This window comes from Faecalibacterium sp. I4-1-79 (assembly GCF_023347235.1).
Taxonomy (GTDB): domain Bacteria; phylum Bacillota; class Clostridia; order Oscillospirales; family Ruminococcaceae; genus Faecalibacterium; species Faecalibacterium tardum.
The window spans coordinates 1,270,892-1,285,365 of record NZ_CP094467.1 but is presented as its reverse complement, the minus strand read 5'-3'; the positions used below and the strand labels follow the sequence as shown (position 1 = coordinate 1,285,365).

The 14,474-nt window shown below is 60.6% G+C and carries 16 protein-coding genes; 4 read left to right on the top strand and 12 right to left on the bottom strand.

Annotated elements, in window-relative coordinates; all coding sequences use genetic code 11:
* Positions 1 to 4 precede the first annotated feature (4 nt).
* From MTP36_RS06435 to MTP36_RS06425, 3 genes are all read left to right on the top strand, one after another.
* A complete protein-coding gene (locus MTP36_RS06435) occupies positions 5 to 1,354 on the top strand; it encodes a D-serine ammonia-lyase (protein WP_442900288.1) in 1,350 nt (449 codons plus the stop codon).
* An 85-nt stretch (positions 1,355 to 1,439) separates the two neighbouring features.
* Positions 1,440 to 1,688, top strand: a complete 249-nt coding sequence (locus MTP36_RS06430; RefSeq protein ID WP_097779638.1) for a type II toxin-antitoxin system Phd/YefM family antitoxin — start codon at positions 1,440 to 1,442, stop codon at positions 1,686 to 1,688.
* Positions 1,689 to 1,952 carry a Txe/YoeB family addiction module toxin gene (locus MTP36_RS06425; protein ID WP_249254185.1) on the top strand — a complete coding sequence of 88 codons (264 nt, stop codon included), beginning with the start codon at positions 1,689 to 1,691 and terminating at the stop codon, positions 1,950 to 1,952.
* A gap of 194 nt (positions 1,953 to 2,146) precedes the next feature.
* Here MTP36_RS06425 and MTP36_RS06420 read toward each other — a convergent pair whose 3' ends face one another.
* Together MTP36_RS06420 and MTP36_RS06415 are read right to left on the bottom strand one after the other, a co-directional pair.
* Positions 2,147 to 2,884, bottom strand: a complete 738-nt coding sequence (locus tag MTP36_RS06420; protein WP_005923378.1) for a YebC/PmpR family DNA-binding transcriptional regulator — start codon at positions 2,882 to 2,884, stop codon at positions 2,147 to 2,149.
* A gap of 168 nt (positions 2,885 to 3,052) precedes the next feature.
* Positions 3,053 to 4,591, bottom strand: coding sequence for an RsmB/NOP family class I SAM-dependent RNA methyltransferase (locus MTP36_RS06415; protein ID WP_249254184.1), 1,539 nt, complete (start codon positions 4,589 to 4,591; stop codon positions 3,053 to 3,055).
* A gap of 106 nt (positions 4,592 to 4,697) precedes the next feature.
* Here MTP36_RS06415 and MTP36_RS06410 point away from each other — a divergent pair, with 106 nt between their 5' ends.
* Positions 4,698 to 4,886 (top strand): hypothetical protein, encoded by a 189-nt coding sequence (locus MTP36_RS06410; protein WP_097779635.1) that lies wholly within the window; start codon positions 4,698 to 4,700, stop codon positions 4,884 to 4,886.
* A 100-nt stretch (positions 4,887 to 4,986) separates the two neighbouring features.
* Here MTP36_RS06410 and MTP36_RS06405 read toward each other — a convergent pair whose 3' ends face one another.
* The 10 genes from MTP36_RS06405 to thrB all read right to left on the bottom strand — a co-directional run bounded on the left by MTP36_RS06405 (position 4,987) and on the right by thrB (position 14,456).
* Positions 4,987 to 5,391, bottom strand: a complete 405-nt coding sequence (locus MTP36_RS06405; RefSeq protein WP_249254183.1) for a Mini-ribonuclease 3 — start codon at positions 5,389 to 5,391, stop codon at positions 4,987 to 4,989.
* Between the two features lie 12 nt (positions 5,392 to 5,403).
* Complete coding sequence (obgE, locus tag MTP36_RS06400; RefSeq protein WP_249254182.1) at positions 5,404 to 6,687, bottom strand: GTPase ObgE; 1,284 nt, start codon at positions 6,685 to 6,687, stop codon at positions 5,404 to 5,406.
* Positions 6,688 to 6,869: 182 nt separating this feature from the next.
* Positions 6,870 to 7,121, bottom strand: a complete 252-nt coding sequence (rpmA, locus tag MTP36_RS06395; RefSeq protein WP_005923362.1) for a 50S ribosomal protein L27 — start codon at positions 7,119 to 7,121, stop codon at positions 6,870 to 6,872.
* Between the two features lie 14 nt (positions 7,122 to 7,135).
* Positions 7,136 to 7,447, bottom strand: a complete 312-nt coding sequence (rplU, locus tag MTP36_RS06390) for a 50S ribosomal protein L21 (RefSeq protein ID WP_015537858.1) — start codon at positions 7,445 to 7,447, stop codon at positions 7,136 to 7,138.
* A gap of 147 nt (positions 7,448 to 7,594) precedes the next feature.
* Positions 7,595 to 8,635, bottom strand: a complete 1,041-nt coding sequence (gene lgt, locus MTP36_RS06385) for a prolipoprotein diacylglyceryl transferase (protein ID WP_118657396.1) — start codon at positions 8,633 to 8,635, stop codon at positions 7,595 to 7,597.
* Positions 8,632 to 9,945, bottom strand: coding sequence for an EF-P 5-aminopentanol modification-associated protein YfmH (gene yfmH, locus MTP36_RS06380; RefSeq protein ID WP_249254181.1), 1,314 nt, complete (start codon positions 9,943 to 9,945; stop codon positions 8,632 to 8,634). The genes lgt and yfmH overlap by 4 nt, the downstream gene beginning before the upstream one ends.
* Positions 9,932 to 11,233, bottom strand: coding sequence for a M16 family metallopeptidase (locus MTP36_RS06375; RefSeq protein WP_249254180.1), 1,302 nt, complete (start codon positions 11,231 to 11,233; stop codon positions 9,932 to 9,934). The genes yfmH and MTP36_RS06375 overlap by 14 nt, the downstream gene beginning before the upstream one ends.
* A gap of 43 nt (positions 11,234 to 11,276) precedes the next feature.
* On the bottom strand, positions 11,277 to 12,098 hold the full coding sequence (locus tag MTP36_RS06370) for a M15 family metallopeptidase (RefSeq protein WP_249254179.1): 822 nt from the start codon (positions 12,096 to 12,098) through the stop codon (positions 11,277 to 11,279).
* A 169-nt stretch (positions 12,099 to 12,267) separates the two neighbouring features.
* On the bottom strand, positions 12,268 to 13,467 hold the full coding sequence (locus tag MTP36_RS06365; RefSeq protein ID WP_249254178.1) for an aspartate kinase: 1,200 nt from the start codon (positions 13,465 to 13,467) through the stop codon (positions 12,268 to 12,270).
* Between the two features lie 83 nt (positions 13,468 to 13,550).
* Positions 13,551 to 14,456: a homoserine kinase gene (gene thrB / locus MTP36_RS06360; protein ID WP_005923334.1), complete on the bottom strand. Its 906-nt coding sequence runs from the start codon at positions 14,454 to 14,456 to the stop codon at positions 13,551 to 13,553.
* Between the last annotated feature and the right edge of the window lie 18 nt (positions 14,457 to 14,474).

The window sequence follows — 14,474 nt, the reverse complement described above, 5'->3', positions numbered from 1 at the left end:
GTGCATCGCCGGGCGTTCTGTTGCCGATTGGATCGCGGCATATCCCGTGGTCTCCGACCTCTGTGCCCTGAAGGAGACTGCATGGACAAACCCGGACAAGCTGCCCTTTGCACAGGCTGCGGCTGCCTGCCCGCTGACCCTTTCCGACATTGAGGACGCCGCCGCACGGCTGGAGCGGTTTGCGCCCTATCTTGCCGCCGTCTTTCCCGAGACTGCTGCGACCGGCGGCATCATTGAGTCCCCTGTTCAGCCCATTCCCCGGATGCAGAAGGTGCTGGAAGAGCGCAGCGGCACCCGCATTGCCGGGCAGGTATGGGTCAAGTTGGACAGTCATCTGCCCATTTCCGGCTCCATCAAGGCCCGGGGCGGCATTTACGAGGTACTGAAAACCGCCGAGGACATTGCTCTGCACAGCGGGATGCTGCACCTTACCGACAACTACGCCGTGCTGGCAGAAGAGCGCTTCCGCAAGCTGTTCTCGCAGTATTCCATCGCGGTGGGCTCCACCGGCAATCTGGGGCTTTCCATCGGCATCATGAGCGCAAAGCTGGGCTTTCAGGTCACTGTACACATGTCTGCTGACGCGCGGCAATGGAAAAAAGACCTACTCCGCAGCCGGGGCGTCAAGGTGGTGGAGTACGCCTCCGATTACAGCATCGCTGTGACCGAGGGACGCAAGCTGGCGGCGGGCGACCCCTACTGCCACTTTGTGGATGACGAAAACTCCAAGACCCTCTTTCTGGGCTATGCCGTGGCTGCCCTGCGGCTGAAAAAGCAGCTGGACGCGCAGGGCGTCACCGTGGACGCGGAGCATCCCCTCTTCGCCTATCTGCCCTGCGGCGTGGGCGGTGGCCCCGGCGGCGTGGCCTTTGGCCTGAAGATGCTGTTCGGCGATGCCGCACACTGCTTCTTCGCCGAGCCCACCCACTCCCCCTGCATGATGCTGGGCATGGCTACCGGCGAAAACAGCAGCGTCTGTGTGCAGGACTTTGGCATAGACAACCGCACCGCCGCCGACGGTCTTGCCGTGGGGCGCGCCTCCGGCTTTGTGGGCGGGCTGATGCGCCCCTTTATGAGCGGCTGCTACACCCTGCAGGACGAGCGGATGTACACCCTTCTGGCGCAGCTGGCAGACGCCGAAGGTCTATACCTTGAACCCAGCGCTCTGGCGGGAATGTACGGCCCGGTGCTCACCCAGCCCGGACAGCTGCTTGGCGCTTACACCGAAACCGCCCTGCCCGCCGGTGCGCTGGCAAACGCCACCCATCTGGTCTGGGCCACCGGCGGGAATATGGTCCCCTGGGAAGAAATGCAGCGCTACTATCAAAAAGGCAGGGCGCTGGCACAGGGGTAACCGTGTGTCATGTTTCGATTGCCGGTCGCATATTGACATTTTTACAAGCGTACGCTATACTGTACGCGAAAGGAGTGCTTCTACGATGACCACTACAAATATCACGAATTTCCGTAAGAATGCCTTCGACTATGTAGAGCAGACCATTAAATACAACCAGCCCATCAACATCACCACCAAGGACGGCAATGCCGTACTGCTGTCTGAAGAAGATTACAGCGGCATCATGGAAACGCTGTATCTGGTCTCTGCACCGGGTATGCGCGAAAAGATTATGGACGGAATCGCCACGCCGCTTGAGGACTGTGTGGACGAAACGGCGGTGGAGTGGTAAATGTACAAGGTCGTTTACACCAAAACCGCCGCAAAGGACGTGCCAAAACTGAAGTCTGCCCATCTGGACGAAAAGGCAAGGGCGCTCATTGAAATCATTCGTGTTGATCCTTTCCAAAACCCGCCCCCGTACGAAAAGCTGGTGGGTGATCTGAACGGTGCATACAGCCGCCGCATCAACATCCAGTACCGCCTTGTTTATCAGGTCTATGAAAAAGAGCAGACCGTTAAGATTCTCAGTCTGTGGACGCACTATGAACGATAAATCTAATGGCACTTCTTCGGAAAATCCATCCTACGATGAGGATATGCGTGCAGAGTACGATTTTTCTGATGCCAGAAGGAACCCTTATCCGCACGACATACAAAAATAACAAGCAAAAGCCGCCTTTCGTGCTAAACAGCACAAAAAGCGGCTTTTTATCATTTTATTTCAGGAGCAAAGAGCCTTGCGGAAGCTTATTCCGGCAGGTCCTCTTCGTTCTCCAGGCTATGCCAGACGTTCTGGACGTCATCGTTATCTTCCAGAGAATCCAGCAGCTTGCCCATCTGCTTCAGCTGATCGGGGTCGGTCAGGCGGGTGGTGGTCATGGGCACCATGGCCAGATCGTCGGACAGGATCTCGTAGCCCTTCTCTTCCAGAGCCTTGACCACAGCGGAGTAGTTCTCGGGGTCGGTGGTGACCTCGGCTGCGTCCTCGCTGGCATCAAAGTCCTCGGCACCGGCATCCAGAGCGTCCATCATGGCCTCGTCGGCGTCCTTATCCTCCAGAGAGATGTCGATGACACCCTTCTGGTTGAACAGGAAAGCCACGCAGCCCATAGCGCCCAGATTGCCGCCGTTCTTATCGAAGTAGTGGCGCAGGTCGGCAGCGGTACGGTTGCGGTTGTCGGTCAGGGTCTCCACCATGACTGCCACGCCGCCGGGGCCGTAGCCCTCGTAGGTGATGGCCTCGAACTCGGTCTTGTCGCCGCCCTCGGCCTTCTTGATGATACGCTGGATGTTATCGTTGGGCACGCTCATGCGCTTTGCCTTGGCGATCAGATCTGCCAGCTTGCTGTTGGAAGCCGGGTTGGGGCCGCCGTCACGGACGGCAACGCTGATCTCGCGGCCGATCTTGGTAAAGACCTTGGCACGGGCGCCGTCAGTCTTTTCCTTCTTGCGCTTAATGTTGTTCCATTTGCTATGTCCAGACATGGGAAAGAGCCTCCTAAATTTATCGGTATCTCCGCCTGCGGGCAGACGGGCTGTGGTCGCCCGCTTGTGGCAGCACACAAAATCTAACTCTGTTATTTTATCACAATCCACCGGCACGTTCAAGCCTGAAAAGCCCGATTTTCGCCCGGATGCGTGTAAATCTGCGGTTTACAGCAGCCGCAGCGCCTTGGGATAGTGGTTTTTCACCCGCCCGCCGGACACCTTGCCGCCGCCCAGCGGCCAGCCGTCCACGGTCACGCAGCACCAGCCGTCCGCTGCCGTGCGGGCTTCCACCTCGCGGCCGGAGAGGTACTCGGTGCAGCGGCAGTCGGCAAGGGTCAGCTGCTCGCAGTTCGTGCACAGGCTGCCAAAGGCCGTGAACAGATGGTGCTCCGGCACAAAGCGTCCCTTCTGCACGCTGCCCACGAATACCCCCGCCCGCAGCACATGAAGCCCCGTCTGCGGAAAGGCAACCGGCAGCAGCACACCACCGCCGTGCACCACAGCCGGACGCTGTGCCAGCGCGGGGAAATACTGCCGGGCAAACTCCTGCCATGCGGCAAGGCTCTGTGTAGGGGTGGCCTCCCCTGCCCCGGTATCCCGGGTGCGGCGGCTCGTGCCCTGCACTGCATCCCGGCAGGCGCGGCTGTCTGCGCGGCGTGCGCTGCGGGCATCTGCGGCCTTGGCGGGCTTAGTTTTGCCCTTGCCCTTTTTGCCCGCTTCCGCAGCAGCGGCAAGCCAGAGCTGCTCCTCCGGGGTGTATTCTCCCTCCGGCGGCAGGGTGCGGGGCGTGCCCGCCTTGACCAGCCGTGCCATAAAGTGCCCCTCGCCGCCCTGACAGGGCCAGATGCGGCGCACCTTGCTCACGTCCAGCGGCAGACCGCCGGTGCGGTTTTCTTCACCTGCGCTGCCAAAGGTGTAGTCCACGTTGCCCAGCACATCGGCCAGTGCAAACTCCGGGTGGCGCTGCAAAAAAGCCGCCACCTGCGCTTCGTCCTCCTCCGGCGCAAAGGTGCAGGTGGAATACACCAGCTGCCCGCCAGGCGCCAGTGCCGCTGCGGCGCAGTCCAGAATCTGCGCGCCCAGCTCTGCGCACTGCTTTACCAGTGCCTCGCAGTGCTGCTGCAACGCTACCGGCTCCTTGCGGAACATTCCCTCGCCGGAACAGGGCGCATCCACCAGCACCCGGTCAAAAAACTCCGGCAGCGCCTCGGCAATGCGGGCGGGGGTCTCGTTGAGCACCACGGCGTTGGAAACGCCCATGCGCTCAAGGTTGCTTTTTAAAATCTCGGCACGCGCAGCCACATACTCGTTGCTTACCAGCACACCGCGCCCCTGCAATGCCGCCGCCAGCTGGCTGCTTTTGCCGCCTGGAGCGGCGCACAGATCCAGCACCCGCATCCCGGGCTGCACCCCCAGCAGCGGCGCTGCCGAGGAAGCCGAGGGCTCCTGCGAATAGAACACACCCGCATGGTGGTACGGATGCCGTCCGGGCTTAAAGTCCGGCTGATGTACCACAAAAGCCGCCTTGCAAAAGGGCGAGGGTTCCAGCGGGAAATCTGCCCTCTGCGCAAACTGCTCCGGTGTGGTGCGCAGCGCCGACACGGTGACCCCGCGCTCTGCCGTCTGCTGCGGGGCGGCATACAACTGCTCGTACCGCGGGCCCAGCAGGGCACGTTCCCGCTGCTCAAAATATTCCGTAGGCATATTCTTTTCCTCCCATGGGATGTATAAAGCCGCCGGCTGCGGCCACACTATGGACTGTGAGGGCGGCCCCGCCCCCACAGCAACGACCGAAAGGAGCATTCACACCATGGAAAACCGTAGTGAGAACCGCAGTACCAATTGCAAGAACCAGACCTCCAACCGCACCAGCAGCAAGACCACCAACAGCGCCACCAACGAGCACAAGCACCCCAACCAGTACACCAAGGGTGCCGATGACGAGAGCGCCAAGAACTCCACCAACAGCCGTTCCACCAACGCAAAAAACAGCCGCTGATGGCGTAAGCAGCATCTGACGGACCACAGATGCCAACAAGCAAAGCCCGCTGCCCTCCACCACTGGTTTCCAGTGCGGAAAGCAGCGGGCTTTCGCATTCTTATTTCTGGTCAGGGTCAAACTGCTGCCACAGTACCTCAAACAGCTGGTGCACACGCTCCAGCCGTCCGTTCAGGTACAGCCAGCCCAAAAGGCACTCGAAGCCGGTGGATGCACGGTATTCCTCCGGGGAGGCATGCTTGGCGACGCTGGCCTTGCTGGCATTGCGCCCGCGCTTGAACACGGCCAGCTCGTCCTCGGTGAACAGCGGCTCCAGCAGCTGCTCCTCTCTGAACTGCGCCTTGGCAGATACATACTTGACCTTTTCGGCATTCAGCTTTCCGGCGGAAAGGCGGTGGTGCTCCACCAGACGCTGGCGCACCAGCAGCTCCAGCACGCTGTCCCCTACAAAGGCCAGCGCAAGCGGGCTGAGCTCCCGCGGGTCGATCTTTTCTGATTCGTTCATGCTGCTTTATCCTTAGAAGATATAGTCGAACTGATACTCGCCGATAAGGATGGTATCGTTCTCTTCCACGCCCTTCTGCACCAGTGCGTCCAGAATGCCGCTCTCGCCCAGCTGACGCTGGAAGAACTGCAGGCTCTCGTAGTCGTCCACGTTGCTGCCGGCCAGAATATACTCCAGCCACGGGGCATCCACGCTCCACACATGGGCTTCCATGCGCTGGATGGTGAAGTCGTGGCCGTTCTTCTTGGGTTCCGGCTTTTTGTACTCGGGGGTGAACACCGGCACCTGCGGGATATCCTTGAGGCGGTTGTACACGAGCCCCGGCAGCTGCTTGACGCCCTGCATGGTGGCGGCAGAAATGGGCACAAAGGTCAGGCCCTTGCCCTCCACATACTGGCGGAAGGTCTCGATCTGCTCCTCGGTGGCAAGGTCACACTTATTGCCCACCACGATCTGCGGGCGCTCGGCCAGCACGGGGCTGAACTTTGCCAGCTCCTCGTTGATCTTTTCAAAGTCCTCGATGGGGTCGCGGCACTCGCTGCCGGAAACGTCAACGACGTGCAGCAGCAGGCGGCAGCGCTCCACATGGCGCAGGAAGTCGTGTCCCAGACCGACGCCCTCGCTGGCACCCTCGATCAGGCCGGGGATGTCGGCGCAGACAAAGCTTGCGCCCTCGCCCACCGACACAACGCCCAGCGTGGGCACAAGGGTGGTAAAGTGGTAGTTTGCGATTTTGGGCTTTGCCGCGCTGATGGTGGAGATGAGGGTGGACTTGCCCACATTAGGGAAGCCGATCAGACCCACGTCCGCGATCAGCTTCAGTTCCAAGGTCACCTGCAGATCCTCGCCGGGCATACCGGGCTTTGCAAACTTGGGGATCTGGCGGGTGGGGGTGGCAAAGTGTGCGTTGCCGTAGCCGCCGCGACCGCCCTTAGCAATGGTGACCGGGGTGTGGTCGGACAGGTCTGCGATAACAAGGCCGCTCTCTGCGTCCTTGATCACAGTGCCCAGCGGCACCTTGATGACCAGATTTTCGGCATTTTTGCCGTGGCACAGGCTTGCGCCGCCCTTGCCGCCCTCCGGGGCCACATACTTGCGCTTATAGCGGAAGTCCATCAGGGTGGACAGATGGTCGTCCGCCACAAAGATGATGTCGCCGCCCCGTCCGCCGTCGCCGCCGTCCGGGCCGCCTGCGGCCACGAATTTTTCGCGGTGGAAGCTCACCGCGCCATCGCCGCCCTTGCCCGCATGGAGCCATATCGTGGCGATGTCGATAAAGTTAGTCTGTGCTGCCATACAGCCCCTCCTTAGCTTTATAGGCCTTTGCGTTTCAGCGCCCTCATCCGGCACTTCGTGCCACCTTCCCCCGACCGGGGGAAGGCTTGCAAACAGCGCTACACGAACGCATAGCCTTATTTCATCAAAAAGAGCCGGGCCACGAGGGTCCGGCTCTACGATTGCAGTTATTCAGAAAGAAGTTACTGCTTAACGCTGCACTTCTTGCCGCTCTTGCCCACGCGCTCGAAACGGACGGTGCCGTCCACCAGAGCAAACAGGGTATCATCGCTGCCCTTGCCAACGTTCTCACCCGGCATGATGTGGGTGCCACGCTGACGAACCAGGATGTTGCCGGCCAGAACGAACTGACCGTCTGCACGCTTGGTGCCCAGACGCTGTGCTGCGGAATCGCGGCCGTTCTTGGTGCTGCCTACGCCCTTTTTATGTGCCATTGTAATTTACCTCCTTAGCCGTTGATCGCAGTGATCTCAACCTTGGTGTAGGGCTGACGATGGCCCATACGGCGAGCACTGTGCTTCTTTGCGCGATAGGTGATGATGTTCAGCTTCTTGCCCTTGCCATTCTTGATGACCTTGGCAGAAACGGTAGCACCCTCAACAACAGGAGCGCCAACCTTCACAGAACCCTCCTCGCCGATAGCGAGAACCTGATCAAACTTCACTTCGGAGTCGGCCTCAACGTCCAGCTTTTCGATGTAGACGATGTCGCCCTGCTCCACGCGGTACTGCTTACCGCCGGTAACAATGATTGCGTACATTTTGTTCATTCCTTTTCGTTGTACTCGCTGGTCGTAAAGGCAGGCCCTTACAGCGGGCCATTTCAGGCGCCCACACCATGCGGCTAGAATATTATAGCAAAAACCAAACCGGATTGCAAGAGGAAATTTCCCCTTTTGCGCAGATTTTTACGCTTTTTTCTGCCCGGTCTGTTCTATGGCGGCTTTCACCTGCGCATTATAGGCCTCGGTCTTTTCCAAAAACAGCTTGCGCGGGCTGGAAGCCAGCAGCTGGGTGTCCTTACCTGCAAAGGAGATGGGACCGTCCAGCTTCTTTTGAGCCGCCTTGTTCTCGGCGTTCAGCGCCAGCGGCACAAACAGGGGCTTGTCCTTGAGCTTGCGGGTAAAGTACACCTCTGCCGCAATGCCCGCCACCACGGCGATGCCTGCCATCAGCTGGGATGCCCGCAGCCCGATGGAGGGAACCAGCATCAGGCTGTCGGTGCGCAGACCCTCGATCCAGAAACGGCCTGCGCCGTACCAGATCAGATACCGCAGGGTGATGTCGCCGTTGAACTTGCGCTTTTTGATGTAGCGGAACAGCAGGAAAAAGCCCACAAAGCACCAGATGCTCTCGTACAAAAAGGTGGGGTGCACCGGCAGGTTGGGGTCGATGACCACGCCCTTGGGTACCGTGACCGTGCTGCTCATCAGGTAAGCGCGGGTGGCCTCGCTGTACATACCCCACGGCAGGGTGGTGTTGCAGCCAAAGGCCTCCTGATTGAAAAAGTTGCCCCAGCGGCCGCAGCCCTGCCCGATGAGAAAGCCCATGGCGGTAAGGTCGAACATGGGCAGCACCGGCACGCCCCGCCACTTGCAGGCCAGACCGCCGAACAAAAAGCCGCCAATGATGCCGCCGTAAATGGCAAGGCCGCCATCCCGGATGGCGATCATCTCCCAGATGCTCTCATATTTAAAAGGTGCCATAGCCACATAGTAGGCGCGGGCGCTGATGATGCCCAGCACCACGCCGATGAGGATGACGTCCACCATGCTGTCCGGGTCTACGCCAAATTCCAGACTGTGCCGGAAGGCAAAGACCAGTGCCAGACACAGACCCACTGCGATGCACACGCCGTACCAGTAGATGCTGACCCCGCCGATGGTAAAAGCCACGCGGTTCAGGTGAAAACTCAGTCCCAGACCCGGGAACTGTACCAGATTTGTCATTCTTCTTCCTCCTCGTCCTCTTCTGCCGCCTGCGCCGTGCCGTCCGGCTGAATGTACATGGTAGCCATGCGGTCGGTGCACAGAATGTGCTGCAAGGCAGCGTCCGCATCCTCTGCGGTCAGCCCGGCCAGCATGGAGATCTGCTGCGCCACCGTCTGGCCGCTGAGGGCAAAGTCTGCCATCTGGCTGGCCGAGTCCTCCACGTTTTCCAGATTTTCGATCAGCTGACCATATTTTTCGTTCTTGCACAGGGTAAATACTTCCCTGTCCACACCGGCGGCGCGCACCCGGGCGATCTCGTCCAGCAGCAACTGCCGCACGGTGTCCGGCACATCGCTTTCGCCAGTGAACAGGATGCAGCAGCAGCCGTCCACCCGCAGCACCTCGCCGCCAAAGCCGGGGTTCACAAGGCCCTCGTCGTACAGGCGGCGGTACAAGGGCGACATCCCGCCCACGATGCAACTGAGTACAAGGTCGTACAGCGCCTCGGTGCGCAGATCGTCCGCAGGCAACGGCTCTTCCTTAAAGCCTACGCCGAAGCAGGGCTTGGAAACCGGCATGGTCAGCGTTTTTTCCGTGGCGGCAAGGGTCATGGGCTCCGGTGCCCACAGCCGCTGCACCTTCTGCACCGGGCGGGGCTCCATCAGACCGTGCCGCTCACAGGCGGCCAAAATCTGCTCCATGGTGGTGTTGCCGGCCGCAGCCAGCACCATATTGCCCGGGGCATAAAAGGCCTTGCAGCTGTCGTACAGCATGGCGGGCGTGATCTCGGCAATGCTCTCCACCGTGCCCGCAATGTCGCTGCGGATGGGGTGGCTGTGGTACAGGCACTCGAACAGGCCGGTGATGAGCCGCCAGTCCGGGCTGTCGTCGTACATTTTGATCTCCTGCCCGATGATGCCCTGTTCTTTTGCAATGGTCTGCTCGGTAAAGTAGGGGTGGCCCACCATGCCCAGCAGCACGTCCAGACTTTCGTCCAGCTGCTGGGTGGCCGTGAACAGGTAGCAGGTGCGGTCAAAGCTGGTAAAGGCGTTGGCATTGGCACCCGTCTTTGCGTACTTGGCAAAGGCGTCGCCGTCCTCGTCTTCGAACATCTTGTGCTCCAGAAAATGCGCCACGCCTGCCGGCAGATGCACCGTTTGCCCGTTCAGGCAGAAATCCCGGTCGATGGAGCCGAACTTGGTGGCATAGATCACATGGGTGCTGGAATACCCCGGCATGGAGCGCACCAGCACCGTCAGGCCGGAGGGCAGGGTCTGCCACTGGTCGGCCACGGTCTTTTCCAGCAAGGTCTGGTTATTCTGCGGCATGGGCAGCATCCTCCTTTGTAAGCAGATAGCTGACCGAGAGGGTCAGGCGGCGCAGGATATCCCGCACCTCGTCCTTGGTCACGGCGCGCAGGGCATTCCGCGCCTGCTCCGGGCTCTGGATGGGTGCAGCGCTGTTGGCACCGGCGCGCAGCACCTCGATGTAGTACCAGCTCTCGATGCCGCCAAGGCTGTCCTCTACCCCGTTCATACCGCTGAGCAGACCCCGGCGGCAGTCCTCGAATTCCTCATCGGTGATGGGGCCGGTGCACAGGTCTGCAAGCTCTTTCAAAATAGCCTGCTCTGCGCGGGCGGCGTCGGCGTGCTCCACACCGCTGTTCACCGCCATGCTGCCGGTAAAGCTCTGGAAGGAGGAGGAGCAGTAGTAGCACAGATGGTCCCGCTCCCGCACATTGAGAAACAGGCGGCTGGTCACGCTGCCGCCGTACAGCGCCATGGCAAGGCGCACGGCTGCCAGCTGCTGCGGCTGCATGGGCTGCCCCAGTGTGAACAGCATACACAACTTTGCCTGCACCATATCGTAGTTTTCGGTCTTGTGCACCGGTGCAATGGTGGGCATGGCCATGTTTTCCACCAGCGGCAGCGGGGCGCGGTCGATGCAGGCAAGCTCTGCCAGCAAAGCGTCCCGGATGGCGGCGGTCTGGGCGGCGTCACAGCCCAGCACCAGCAGCTCGATGTTGGCGGTGCGCAGCATCTGCCGGTAGGCATCGGTCAGCATAGCCGGGGTAAGGCCGTCCACCTCTTCCAGATAGCCCTCCTGCCGCACGCCCGCCGGGCTGTCGCCAAAGAACTCCCGGTTGGCCTGATGCAGGCAGTAGATGCGTTTATCGTTGATCTCGTCCTCAAGGCCCTTTTTCAGCATCTGCTTTTCAATGCTGACGGCCTGCGGGTCAAAGCAACCGTCCACGAGATACGGGTGAAAGGCCGCGCCCAGCGCGATTTTAGTGTACTCGGCGGTCAGCGTCTCGCCTTCCAGCGCAAAGGCATCCTTGATGCCGGTCACACTGACGCAGAGGTTATGGTTGCAGCCCATGGGGCGGGCGTCCACGGTCAGGTCTGCACCGTAGAGCTTTGCCAGCTTTTTGGTCAGGCGGGTCATATCCGGGCAGTCCGCATAGCCGCGTTCCATCACCAGCGGCAAAAGCGCATGGGCAGTGGCCGTTTTGCGCTCTGCCGGGAAGGCAAAGTGGATGCTGATGCGGCAGCGGTTGAATTTAGAAGCCGGGTCGCAGGAAAGATGCACGCCCGGTGCAATGAGAGTACGTTCCAATGATAGTTCCCTTCTCTCTGTGCCGCAGCGCAGAGCATTTGATTCAGTCTGCCCGTTGCAGGGCGATGAACTCTTCCAGGCTCAGGCCGCTGGCGCGGATGGCAAGGGCGTTTTCCACCCCCACATAGCGCCAGTGCCACGGCTCGAACACGATGCCGGTGGCAGCCTGTCGGTCCTGCGGGTAGCGCAGGATAAAGCCGTATTCCGCCGCGTAGGCCGTAAGCCACTCGTAGGCGCGGGTCTCGGCAAAGCTGGTATTCTGCTGCGGGTCGTCCGCACTGAGGATATCTGCCGCGTAGCCGGTGCCGTGCTCGTTGGCGTTGGCGGCGGGCTGGATGGAAGCCGCCAGACGGGCGGCGGCTTCTTCGCTCTTGCGCTTATCGCGGTAGGTTTGCACCCGGGCTTCATAGGCGGCCTGCCGGGTGTCGGCGTCCTGATAACCGGCCACAAGGGTCAGGCTGACCCCGTCTGCCTGCGCGGCGGCGGCCATACTGCGGTACTGCATGGCCGCTTCGGCTTCCAGCTGCTGGCCGGTAGCTTCGTCGGCGGTGTCCAGCAGCGGGGCGGGCTCGGCGACATAGGGCAGGTTAGCGTTCACCAACGTAAGCCGCGCGTCTGCGGCGTCGAATACATAATCCGTGCCGTCGTACACGCTGGCTGCAAACACCTTTGGCCCGGCCAGCAGACCGTGCACCTTGGGCAGCAGCCACAGGATGCCGCCGGTCAGCAGCGCCACCACTGCCGTGCAGCCGGCCAGAAACAGCACCCAGTTGCGGGCCAGCCGCAGCATTTTGCGGCGCTTCCATTGTTGATAGGTCAGGCGCTTATCGGCAGGCGCTCTGGAGGTACGGGTGGGTTCACTCATGCGGCGGGGCTCCTTTTCGGCATAGTTGCAGCGCCGGTGCGCCGCACAGATTCAAACTATATTATACACCCCTTTGCAATTTGTGTAAACGCCGCCGTGTGTAAAAAAATTATGACCCGCCCGCCCCCGGCAGGGAGCAGACAGGCCATAACCAAAAATTTTACGCAGATCAGTCAAACAGCATATCGTGGATGGCGCCGACAGCCTTGTCGGCGTCTGCACGGTCGATGATGCAGGAGATCTTGATCTCGCTGGTGGAGATCATCTTGATGTTGATATTGTTGTTGGACAGTGCCTCAAACATCTTGGAAGCAACGCCGCTGTGGCTCTGCATACCAGCACCCACGATGGAGACCTTGGCGCAGGTGGTGTCCACACTGACATCGCTGAAGTGTGCGCTTTCTTTCAGCACACGCATGGCCAGCTCGGCTTCGCCCTCGGCACAGGTAAAGCTGATGTCCTTCTTGCCGTCGCGGCCGGTGGACTGCAGGATGATGTCCACGTTGATGTTCTTCTGTGCCAGCAGACCAAAGATCTTAAAGCTCATGCCCGGCTCATCGGGAACGTTGAGAATCGTGATAACAGCAACATCGGTGTCCTTGGCAACACCCTTGATCAGCATACCTTCCATGTCCTTTGTAACCTCCTTAACCACCGTACCCGGGATGGGGTTCAGGCTGGAGAGCACCTCCAGCTCCACATTGTACTTTTTGGCCAGCTCCACGCTGCGGTTGTTCAGCACCTGTGCGCCCAGAGATGCCAGCTCCAGCATCTCGTCAAAGGTGATCTCCTCCAGCTTGCGGGTGTTGCGCACCTTGCGCGGGTCGGCGGTGTAAACGCCCTCCACATCCGTGTAGATCTGGCAGCGGTCAGCGTGCAGAGCAGCAGCAATGGCCACAGCACTGGTGTCGGAGCCGCCGCGTCCCAAGGTGGTGATATCGTCCAGCTTGTTCAAGCCCTGGAAGCCTGCCACCACCACCACGCGGTTGCGCTCCAGCTCGGAGGAGATCCGCTCGGTCTCCAGCCGGGTGATGCGCGCCTTGGTGTAGGCACGGTCGGTGCGGAATCCTGCCTGCCAGCCGGTCAGGCTGATGGCATGGCAGCCCAGCTCGTTCAGCGCCATGGCCAGCAGTGCGATGCTGATCTGCTCGCCGGAGGCCAGCAGCATATCCATCTCACGCGCCGAGGGGTTATGGGTGATCTCCCCTGCCTTGGCGATCAGGTCATCGGTGGTGTCGCCCTGTGCGGAGACCACCACCACTACGTCATTGCCCGCGTTGTGGGTGTTGGCCACGATCCGCGCAACGTTGAAGATACGGTCACGGTCCTTTACGGAGGAACCGCCGAATTTCTGTACGATCAACGCCATATCTTGTCACTCTCCTCTTTAACGCCCCGCGCTTGCGGGGGCTTGCCGGGCGGAAGCGTTCTTGCACTTCCCTTACCCGTTTATCATTCCACAGTCGCGCCGGTGTTATCGGCATCCAGCTGCAACAGTGTAAATGCTTCACATCCGTCCAGACCTTCCAGCAGCTCCAGACCCTTTTCCAGCTTGGAATAGAACTTTTCGGCCTCGGCCTTTTCGGCCACAGCCATGACGGTGCTGCCTGCACCGGACACATACACGGCCTTTGCGCCGCACAGCCGCGCCATATCGAATACCTCGCGGGAGCCGGGCATCAGGGGCATCCGGTACTGCTGGTGCAGCTTATCCTCGGTGGCAATGGCCAGCAGGTCGTGCCGTCCCTCGCAAAAGGCCGCGGGCACCAGCGCCGCACGGGACAGGTTATACACCGCGTCCTTATGGGATACTTCCTTAGGCAGGGCAGCGCGGGCTGCCTCGGTCAGCAGCTTGTAGTCCGGCACGATGGCGGCAAAGCAGAGGCTTTCGTCTACATTCCGCTTGACCGAATACACCTTGCCGTCCTCAAATACGCTGCTGGTCAGGCCGCCCAGCAGGGCCGGAGCCACGTTATCGGGGTGTCCCTCGATGGCAGTTGCCAGCGTGAGCAGCTCCTGCGTGTTGAGCACATCGCCCAGCATCCGGTTTGCGCCCAGCAGACCCGCGATGATGCAGGCCGAAGAAGAACCCAGACCCCGCGCCATGGGGATGGGGTTCGTCTGGGTGATCTTAAGGGGCGGGATCTGCTTGCCAACTTTTTCGAACAGACCCTTGGCGGAGCGGTACACGAGATTCGACTCGCCCCGGGGGATGCGGGTGCCGTCCGATGCCGAGATCTCCAGCACCTCGCTGTCCTCAAAGGTGACTGTGTTGTACAGGGTAACTGCCAGACCCAGCGCATCGAAGCCGGAGCCTACGTTGGCGCTGGTGGCAGGGACCGAAACCTTGATCTTCATTGCCGCAGTTCCTTTCCG

What these genes read in the sequence shown, in the direction of transcription:
- yfmH (WP_249254181.1), bottom strand. Translation starts at nt 9,945, where the DNA reads ATGCCGCAGAATAACCAGACCTTGCTGGAAAAGACCGTGGCCGACCAG.
- obgE (WP_249254182.1), bottom strand. Translation starts at nt 6,687, where the DNA reads ATGGCAGCACAGACTAACTTTATCGACATCGCCACGATATGGCTCCAT.
- lgt (WP_118657396.1), bottom strand. Translation starts at nt 8,635, where the DNA reads ATGACAAATCTGGTACAGTTCCCGGGTCTGGGACTGAGTTTTCACCTG.
- MTP36_RS06415 (WP_249254184.1), bottom strand. Translation starts at nt 4,591, where the DNA reads ATGCCTACGGAATATTTTGAGCAGCGGGAACGTGCCCTGCTGGGCCCG.
- MTP36_RS06430 (WP_097779638.1), top strand. Translation starts at nt 1,440, where the DNA reads ATGACCACTACAAATATCACGAATTTCCGTAAGAATGCCTTCGACTAT.
- MTP36_RS06425 (WP_249254185.1), top strand. Translation starts at nt 1,689, where the DNA reads ATGTACAAGGTCGTTTACACCAAAACCGCCGCAAAGGACGTGCCAAAA.
- MTP36_RS06405 (WP_249254183.1), bottom strand. Translation starts at nt 5,391, where the DNA reads ATGAACGAATCAGAAAAGATCGACCCGCGGGAGCTCAGCCCGCTTGCG.
- rpmA (WP_005923362.1), bottom strand. Translation starts at nt 7,121, where the DNA reads ATGGCACATAAAAAGGGCGTAGGCAGCACCAAGAACGGCCGCGATTCC.
- rplU (WP_015537858.1), bottom strand. Translation starts at nt 7,447, where the DNA reads ATGTACGCAATCATTGTTACCGGCGGTAAGCAGTACCGCGTGGAGCAG.
- thrB (WP_005923334.1), bottom strand. Translation starts at nt 14,456, where the DNA reads ATGAAGATCAAGGTTTCGGTCCCTGCCACCAGCGCCAACGTAGGCTCC.
- MTP36_RS06420 (WP_005923378.1), bottom strand. Translation starts at nt 2,884, where the DNA reads ATGTCTGGACATAGCAAATGGAACAACATTAAGCGCAAGAAGGAAAAG.
- MTP36_RS06365 (WP_249254178.1), bottom strand. Translation starts at nt 13,467, where the DNA reads ATGGCGTTGATCGTACAGAAATTCGGCGGTTCCTCCGTAAAGGACCGT.
- MTP36_RS06370 (WP_249254179.1), bottom strand. Translation starts at nt 12,098, where the DNA reads ATGAGTGAACCCACCCGTACCTCCAGAGCGCCTGCCGATAAGCGCCTG.
- MTP36_RS06410 (WP_097779635.1), top strand. Translation starts at nt 4,698, where the DNA reads ATGGAAAACCGTAGTGAGAACCGCAGTACCAATTGCAAGAACCAGACC.